The organism is Microcoleus sp. D2_18a_D3 (assembly GCF_036702455.1).
Taxonomy (GTDB): Bacteria; Cyanobacteriota; Cyanobacteriia; order Cyanobacteriales; family Microcoleaceae; genus Microcoleus.
In genome coordinates this window covers 1-8,205 of the sequence record NZ_JAUBTK010000147.1, presented here as the reverse complement: position 1 = coordinate 8,205, position 8,205 = coordinate 1, and the positions used below count along the sequence as shown (strand labels likewise).

The window sequence follows — 8,205 nt, the reverse complement described above, 5'->3', positions numbered from 1 at the left end:
TCACCCTCGATCTCGGATAATTCACTTTTACCCCCTCAATCCGCGTATGTGCCAGTTGGGGGTGCGGAATGTGGGTTTAAATGCGGATTAGCTTATTTGCAGGGGGAAGTTCAGGTTAAAACTTTACCCCAGCGCGGTATTACGAGGAACAAAGCAATTTCACAACTCAAAAATTTTTGTCAATTTCCCCTTACCACTTTCCTGACATCGTGCCCTTAAGTCTCAATTCTTCTCGACTAACTAGAGCTTCGTAGTAATCGGGTTTGATTTCGAGGGCGACTCCGTAAGAGCTAATGGCATCTTGAGTTCGCTGCAATTTTTGCAAAACGTCGCCCCGCTGCGCCCAAGCTTCCCAGTTGTCTGGCTTGAGTTGAATCACTTGGTCAAAAGCGACGAGTGCTTGGGAATAGTTCTGCATTTCCCCTAGGATCAGACCTCGCTGTACCCAGCCTTGATAGTTATCCGGCCAGATAGTAATTGCTCGATCGTATGATGCTAGAGCTTGTTCGTACTGCTGCAATTTTGACAAAGCGTTGCCACGTTGCAACCAAGCTTCAAAATTATCTGGCACAATTTTTAGTACGCGGTTGTAAGCTGCGACGGCTTCTTCGTAACGCTGCAATTTTTCCAGCGCTGCGCCTTGCTGCAAACCTACTTTTGATGTAATTTCTGCTTCTGAAGTCAGAGAGATTACTTTATCAAAACAGGCGATCGCTTCTTCGTATTGCTGTAATTTTTCCAAAGCTTCGCCTCGCAAGTTCCAAGCTTCTAGAAAATTACCTTCAATTTGTAGGGCATTGCTGTAAGCGATAATTGCCTCTTTGTAGCGTTCCAATCCTGCCAGGGCGATGCCTCTACCCAGCCAAGCTTCGGGAAAATTCGGATTAATTTGAATGGCTTGGTCAAAAGCAGCGATCGCCCCTTCAAAATCTCTCGCTTCTGAAAGTGTTTGACCGCGCCCGATCCATGCTTCGGGATACAAAGAATTAATTTGAATTGCCCGATCGAAACAAGCAATTGCCGCGTCTGCCCACTGGTGTTTGAGAGCCATTCCTTTATAAAACCAAGCTTCGCAGTCGTTCGGTTGCATTTGCAGTACGCGATCGTATGCTGTCACCGCTTCTGCATATTTGTGCAATTTTGCTGAAGCAATGCCCCGATTGAACCAAGCCAGACTATTTTGTGGTTGCAGTTGAATGGCGCGATCGTAAGAAGTTACAGCTTCAGCGTAGCGTTCGGCTTTCATCAAAGCCAAACCTCGGTTCAGCCAAGCTTCCCAATTAGTCGGGACGAGTTTCAGCGCGCGCTCAAAAGCAGCAACGGCTTCAGGATAGCGCTCCGCTTGAACCAACACGTTGCCTTGCCGATACCACATGGCGGGCAAATTCGGATGAAGTTGGGTTGCTTTTTTGTAACAGGTTGCGGCTGCATCCCACTGCTGCAATTCCTCTAATACTCTGCCTCGCTGATACCAAGCTTCGTGCTTTTCTGAATTGATTTGAATTGCGGTGTCGAAAGCCGCGATCGCTTCTGAGTGATTTTGCAAACTTAACAGCCCTGTGCCGCGCAGCATCCAAGCCCAGTATTCTTCGGGATTAATTGCTGTAGCTCGATCGGCGCAGGCTACGGTTTCTGCGTAGGAATGCAGTTGCTTGTAAGCTTTGCCCAGATTTAGCCACGCCCTGGCCCAGTCCGGCTTAATTTGAACCGCTTTTCCGTAGCAAAGGACTGCCGCTTCGTACCTTCCTGCGGCGTACAATCTATTGCCCCGATCGTAATCTGGAAATGCTGCAAAAATTCTTAAAATCGGCGGCAGCAGAGCTGGTTGGGGGTTTGAGGAGTTTTCTGGAGCCGAAGTCGAGAGGTCTGGCATACGCCTTGCACATAAAAAATTTAGTGGGATAACAAGCTTGCGGTCTTATATATTAACTTATGCTTTTCTTAATCTCGCTGCTGTTTTGAAACAAATTTAGCATATCAGGCTTGGTGCGACCAATCATTTTTACTTAATTCTAGTAGGTATAAAATTATGCACCCTTCCCACTTTGGGTACACCCCTGTAAGATACGGTCAGTCGATTTTCGATTTTCGATTTTCGATTTTCGATTGATTCCACAGATGAATCTGGGAGCTTGAACCAGAGTCTAAAATTTTGAGTTCTCCACGACGAGTGCCGGAAACTTGTATCCGTTTTTGGGCGGGGTCAGGACACGAGCAAATATATCCTAATTCAGATTTCAAACCAAATTTAATATGTTAGAATTGCACGCTCTTTTAGATGTCACGGACTGTCATTGGGAGTCGATCGACTCGCAGCCGAATTATTGGTACGAAGGCCGTTGTCCTCAAAGTGGCGAGCTGCTGAGACTGCCCCGCACTCGAATGTCAGAGGATCTCGCGCGGGGTTTGATGCAGTACCTGGCGGCTGACGGTGCCTACGATCGCGAAGGGAAGATGTACGGCATATTACTGGTGGAGATGCCTTCGGGGGAACAGGGGATACTCAAAGCGTTTTCCGGGCTGCTGAAGGGTTGCAGCATTGTTGAGGGGTGGGTGCCACCGATTCCGGGACGAGATCGAGTTGCTTTCGAGGAAGCCCGCACGTTAACTCAATTGGAGGCGATGAAACAGGAACTTATTGCACTCAATCAACTCCCGCAGCGACAAGAGTATGAAGCCTTATTTCGGGAGTTTGAAGTGCAAATGCAAGTTTTGAGCGATCGGCACCGCAATCGCAAGCTGCAGCGAGATGAAAAACGCCAGTTACTGTGTCAAACTCTCCCAGCAGAAACACTAGAAATTGCCCTGGAACAACTGAATCAAGAAAGCCGTTTGGAGAAAATTGAACGCAGACAATTGAAACGGCAGCGGGATGAAACATTGCAGCCCCTAAAACAATTAATTGAAGCTGCGGATCGACGGATGCGGGCGCTGAAACAGCAGCGAAAAGAACTTTCCCGCGAACTTCAGACGCAAATGCACGCGGCTTACACTCTGATGAATTTTTTGGGGAAATCGATCTCGATCTCCTCATTGATGCCAACCAATTCTATTCCCACTGGCACCGGCGACTGTTGCGCGCCAAAATTGCTCCACTACGCGGCAGTACACAATCTGAAACCGCTGGCAATGGCTGAGTTTTGGTGGGGGCCGCCATCGGGCGATAAGATACAGGGAGAATTCTATGCTGCTTGTGGCGATCGGTGTCAGCCGTTGATGGGTTTTTTGCTGTCAGGATTGGCTCAAAATCCGATTGTTTCTAATGATGAGGATTTTACGGGCGGGCTAGAAGCCCACCGCACAAGCAATAATTTTTATTGTGGAACGGGCATCTTGCCCGTTACCCAAATGCTACCAATTATTTATGAAGACAAATGGTTGATTGCGGTCAATAAACCCTCTGGTTTGCTGTCAGTTCCAGGTCGTTATCTGGAAAATCAAGATAGTGTTTTCAGTCGTTTGCGTAACTTGTTAGCTGATAGTTTTAATTTGACAGTCGTGCATCGTTTAGATGGAGAAACATCGGGAATTTTGCTCTTGGCGCGGGACAAAGAAACTAGCAGTCAACTCAGGCAGCTATTTGCAAAAAAGCAGGTTCACAAAGTTTATGAAGCGGTGCTTTCGGGTACTGTAAATGTTGACACAGGGACGATCGATCTCCCACTTTGGGGCGATCCCGAAAATCGCCCTTACCAGCAAGTCAATTGGGAGTGCGGAAAACCCAGTGTTACTCGCTTTCAGGTAATGGCGAGGGAAGGAAATTGCGATCGCGTCGAGTTTTTGCCGCTGACGGGACGCACTCATCAATTGAGGGTTCATGCAGCGGATGTTCGAGGGTTGGGGATACCGATTTTGGGCGATGGACTTTACGGATGTCGGGCTGCTGCGAACCGCCTACACTTGCACGCGCGGGAACTTTCGTTTGAGCATCCGCAGTTGGGAGAAACGCTATACCTAAAGGCAGAAACACCTTTTTGAGCTAAGGGCGATCGGGCAATGATCAATATCTGTACAATAACAAGTAATTGCTTCAGCCTCAAGAGTTTTAGTTGAAATTTGTGCTAACAGTAAGTCAATCGATTTTAGATTTTAGATTTTAGATTTTAGAGGCGACCCCACGGAGAAATCCGGGGGCTTGAGGATTTTCGATTTTCGATTTGGGATTGATTCCACGGATAAATCACGTGGCGGGTACCATCAAGAAATTCCTGGTCATAGTTTTATTGATTTAATCCTAAACGACCCTGAAATATTACAGCTTTATCGCTACCGAGATCGTTATCTAAATTAAGAGGATACTCTGTTAATTTTCGAGGAGCGATAACGAGATGGCTGACATTTTTTTTCAGCTTCATGTTTGTTTACCTAGCAGTAATTTTAGCACCTAAAATATTAGAAATCTGCTTTGAGAACCCGATCGACTTTCAATTTTAGCTCTAACGTACAATAACTAATAACTAATAACCCACAACTACCACTGCGGATCGGAAGCCATCAAAGCAGTCGCAGCCTCACTCGGTAACGGCTTAGCAAAAAAATAACCCTGACCGTATTCGCAGCCGATCGACCTCAACCTAGCTAATTGTGCCGCCGTCTCCACACCCTCAGCAATCACATCCATACCCAAAGCGTGAGCCAGCGCCACAATCGTCCGCACGATCGCCACATTCTCCCCCTCGCTTTCGACCTCCATTCGCCCCACAAACGACTTATCAACCTTCAAAGTATCCGTAGGAAACCGACTCAAATAACTCAACGACGAATAACCCGTGCCAAAATCATCAATTCCCAACTTGACATTTAACCCTTTCATCTGCTTCAAAACCGCGATCGCCGACTCCACATCATCCATCACCACACTCTCAGTAATCTCCAACTTCAAACTCTCGGCACTCAAACCCGTTGTTCCCAAAATCGCCTGAAGGCGATCGACCAAATCCGGCTGAGCAAACTGCTTCCCAGATAAATTTACACTCATAATCAAAGCTCGATCGAAACCAAACATTTCCTCCCACAGCCGCAACTGCCGGCAAGCCTCCTCCAGCACCCACTCACCCAGCGGCACAATTGCCCCCGTTTCCTCAGCCACCGGAATAAACTTCATCGGTGGAATCAAACCCCGCAGCGGGTGTTGCCAGCGTACCAAAGCCTCAAACCCAATAATCCTCCCGCTTGCCAAAGATACAAACGGCTGGTAGTGCAGCAAAAACTCCCGACGCTTGAGGGCCATCCGCAAATCAGTTTCCAACTGCAACCTCTCCACCGCCAAAGCGTGCATCGAAGCATTAAAAACCTGATACCTTCCCGTTCCCAAAGCCTTCGCCCGGTACATCGCCGTGTGGGCGTCCCGCAGCAAGTGTTCCGGCTGTTCCCTGACAGTAGCAGCGGGTTCGCCTCCCAGGGCAATCCCGATGCTTGCCGTCACAAACACCTCCTGCCCCTTCAACTCAAAAGGCACAATTAAAGCTTGGTGAATTCGAGTGGCCAAATCCACGGCACTAGCAACATCAACATTCCTCACCAAAATCGCAAAATCGTCGCCCCCCACCCGCGCCACAGTATCCCCGGAGCCAATAATCGCCCTCAACCGCAGTACCACCGCCATCAGCAGTTCATCCCCCACCAAATGGCCCAAAGAATCATTAATCACCTTAAACCTGTCTAAATCTAGAAACAGCACCGCAAACAGATAGCTGCGCCGGCCCCTAGTATTGGCGATCGCCCGCCCCAAGCAATCCACGAACAAATCCCGGTTAGGCAAACCCGTCAGAGAATCGTGAAAAGCATCGTAAAGCTTCCTGTAAGCACTGACACCCACACCAGTCACCACCATACCTAAAGCCGGCGACACCAGCGGCACCCACCCGCCCCCAGTAAAAATCCCAAAACTAATCCCCAACAAACCCATCAACGCCGCACCCCCAGCCAATCCTGCCCTCGCAGGATGCTGAATCCGCCAAGCCAAAACCCCGCCAACCATCGCCCAAGCACCGTTCCACAAAATTTCCGCCCATTCCGGCCACACCCAAAACAGCGATCGTCCATCCAAAACCGCACTCAATATTTGGCTGAGCATTTGCGCGTGCAGCAACACCCCCGGCATTTTCGGAGTTTGCTTTTTAACCGGGCTGTAAGGCGTCAAAAACAAATCTCTGGTACTCGGTGCAGTCGTCCCGATCAACACAATCTTGTCCTTAACCCAGCTTGGGTCAATTTCCCCCTTCAATACCTGCCTGATACTGACTTGTCGCGCCACCTCCTTACCAGAACGGTATTTGAGCAGAATTTGGTAGCCTGTGGTGTCAATATTTGCATAGCCGCCACTGTTAGAAGTTAAAGGCACAAATTCTGCCTTTCCCCAGTTGGTTTGGTGGGGATGAACAGGGCTATTTTTCTGCTGTACTCTGTCTTTGAGATACAGCAAAGCCACTTGCACAGAAAACGATAAAGCAATCTTTTTGTCTGGTTGCGAGACTGAGAGCAAATTGCGGCGTACAACGCCATCAGGATCGAGCACGAAGTCGTTAAAACCAACCCGATCGCGCGGTATCCCCGGAGGCGCAGGCACTCCCGGACTTTCTGAATCGCTCAATTGCTCGATCGCCACAACATTCGGTGCTTTCAGCGCGGCCAGCAATTCTTGGTGTCCCGGCGCTTGAGGCAAATCCCGGTACAAATCCAAACCGATGACTTTTGGCTGATACTTTTGCAGTTTTGTCAAGGTTTGAGCGATCGTCTTGTCGGAAATCGGAAATCTCCCCAAAGCTTGAATATCGGCTTCAGAAATTGCCACTACCAGCAGCCGGGGATCGGGGCCGGAAGCGGGCTGCAAGCGCACTAACGAGTCAAAACTCCCCAATTCCCAGCTTTGCAGGCCTCCCAACTGCCGAACTCCCATATTCAGCAGCGTTACAGTCGCGCCCACAAGCATTGCAGGCCAAATCCTGACCCGTCGGTTGTGAGAACTCAGGTTCAGGCCAGTTGCCACAGACATGACATATCGAAGATTTCGAGAGAATTTGGCAGTCACAGAAAAAATATGTCGGTGCAAATTAGCTTTGCACAAGTCTGTTCTTACAGAATTGAGCTTAATATGAGATTGAATGTAATTTTTTCAGAACTTGTGCCGCCACCGAGTTTCTTTAAGCTAATTACTCGATTTGGCAAAGTATTTCTCGAATGGGAACCGGGTTTTTGAAGATTTGCCGACAAATCCTGTCTTTCATTCCTTGTTTACCCAAATTCGCACAAGCGTTAAAATTTAGTCGATCGAACTTTCAGGATATTTTTGAGATTATGGCGAATCAACTTCCGATTCCGGTGATTGTTAACGGTGCTGCAGGCAAAATGGGCCGCGAAGTAATTAAGGCGATCGCCCATGCTAGTGACATGACCTTATTTGGGGCTGTAGACCGCTCTCCTGATTGCCTCAACGCCGATGCCGGCGAATTAGCCGGATGCGGCCCGTTAGAAGTTCCCATCACTGACGACTTGCAAGGAATGCTGGTATTAGCAGCTCAGGAAAAGCAGTTAGGGGTGATGGTAGATTTTACGCACCCTTCGTCAGTTTATGAAAACGTGCGATCGGCAATAGCTTACGGCATTCGCCCAGTAGTCGGCACTACCGGATTGAGCAGCAAGCAAATTGAAAACTTAGCTGAATTCGCTGATAAAGCGAGCATCGGCTGTTTGATTGTACCCAATTTCTCGATCGGCATGGTTTTGCTCCAACAAGCCGCCGTCACGGCATCTCAGTATTTTGAACACGTAGAAATTATCGAGCTGCACCACAATCAAAAAGCCGACGCCCCCAGCGGCACAGCGATTCAAACTGCCCAAATGCTAGCAGAAATGGGAAAAACTTTCAATCCGCCAGAAGTTGAGGAAACGGAAAAATTAGCCGGTGCTCGGGGTTCAGTGGCCGATGAAGGGATTCGCATTCACAGCATCCGTTTACCCGGTTTAATTGCCCACCAAGAAGTAATTTTTGGCGGCGCCGGTCAAGTTTATACTTTACGACACGATACGAGCGATCGCGCTTGTTATATGCCCGGAGTCTTGCTGTCTATACGCAAAGTCCTTGAATTGCGATCGCTCGTTTACGGCTTGGAAAAAATCTTGTAGTCATTAATCATTAGTCATTAGTCATTAGTCATTAGTCATTAGTCATTAGTCATTAGTCATTAGTCATTAGTCATTAGTCAT

The 8,205-nt window shown here is 48.4% G+C and carries 5 protein-coding genes; 2 read left to right on the top strand and 3 right to left on the bottom strand.

Annotated features, from left to right (window positions below; all coding sequences use genetic code 11):
* Nucleotides 1-190 precede the first annotated feature (190 nt).
* The gene (locus tag QUB06_RS33205) at nucleotides 191-1,873 is read right to left on the bottom strand and encodes a tetratricopeptide repeat protein (RefSeq protein ID WP_333438931.1); all 1,683 of its coding nucleotides are present in this window, start codon (nucleotides 1,871-1,873) and stop codon (nucleotides 191-193) included.
* A gap of 380 nt (nucleotides 1,874-2,253) precedes the next feature.
* On the opposite strand from QUB06_RS33205, the gene QUB06_RS33200 reads away from it, so the two are divergent.
* Entirely contained in the window at nucleotides 2,254-3,978 is a 1,725-nt protein-coding gene (locus QUB06_RS33200; RefSeq protein WP_333438929.1) for a pseudouridine synthase, read from the top strand.
* A gap of 242 nt (nucleotides 3,979-4,220) precedes the next feature.
* Here QUB06_RS33200 and QUB06_RS33195 read toward each other — a convergent pair whose 3' ends face one another.
* Together QUB06_RS33195 and QUB06_RS33190 are read right to left on the bottom strand one after the other, a co-directional pair.
* Nucleotides 4,221-4,355, bottom strand: a complete 135-nt coding sequence (locus QUB06_RS33195; RefSeq protein ID WP_333438927.1) for a DUF6883 domain-containing protein — start codon at nucleotides 4,353-4,355, stop codon at nucleotides 4,221-4,223.
* Between the two features lie 116 nt (nucleotides 4,356-4,471).
* Nucleotides 4,472-6,994, bottom strand: a complete 2,523-nt coding sequence (locus QUB06_RS33190) for an EAL domain-containing protein (protein ID WP_333438925.1) — start codon at nucleotides 6,992-6,994, stop codon at nucleotides 4,472-4,474.
* A 302-nt stretch (nucleotides 6,995-7,296) separates the two neighbouring features.
* Here QUB06_RS33190 and dapB point away from each other — a divergent pair, with 302 nt between their 5' ends.
* Complete coding sequence (gene dapB / locus QUB06_RS33185) at nucleotides 7,297-8,124, top strand: 4-hydroxy-tetrahydrodipicolinate reductase (RefSeq protein WP_333438923.1); 828 nt, start codon at nucleotides 7,297-7,299, stop codon at nucleotides 8,122-8,124.
* Nucleotides 8,125-8,205: the final 81 nt, after the last annotated feature.

Excerpts from the sequence above, each read along its gene's own strand:
- QUB06_RS33205 (WP_333438931.1), bottom strand. The coding sequence starts at position 1,873 with ATGCCAGACCTCTCGACTTCGGCTCCAGAAAACTCCTCAAACCCCCAA.
- QUB06_RS33200 (WP_333438929.1), top strand. The coding sequence starts at position 2,254 with ATGTTAGAATTGCACGCTCTTTTAGATGTCACGGACTGTCATTGGGAG.
- QUB06_RS33195 (WP_333438927.1), bottom strand. The coding sequence starts at position 4,355 with ATGAAGCTGAAAAAAAATGTCAGCCATCTCGTTATCGCTCCTCGAAAA.
- QUB06_RS33190 (WP_333438925.1), bottom strand. The coding sequence starts at position 6,994 with ATGTCTGTGGCAACTGGCCTGAACCTGAGTTCTCACAACCGACGGGTC.
- dapB (WP_333438923.1), top strand. The coding sequence starts at position 7,297 with ATGGCGAATCAACTTCCGATTCCGGTGATTGTTAACGGTGCTGCAGGC.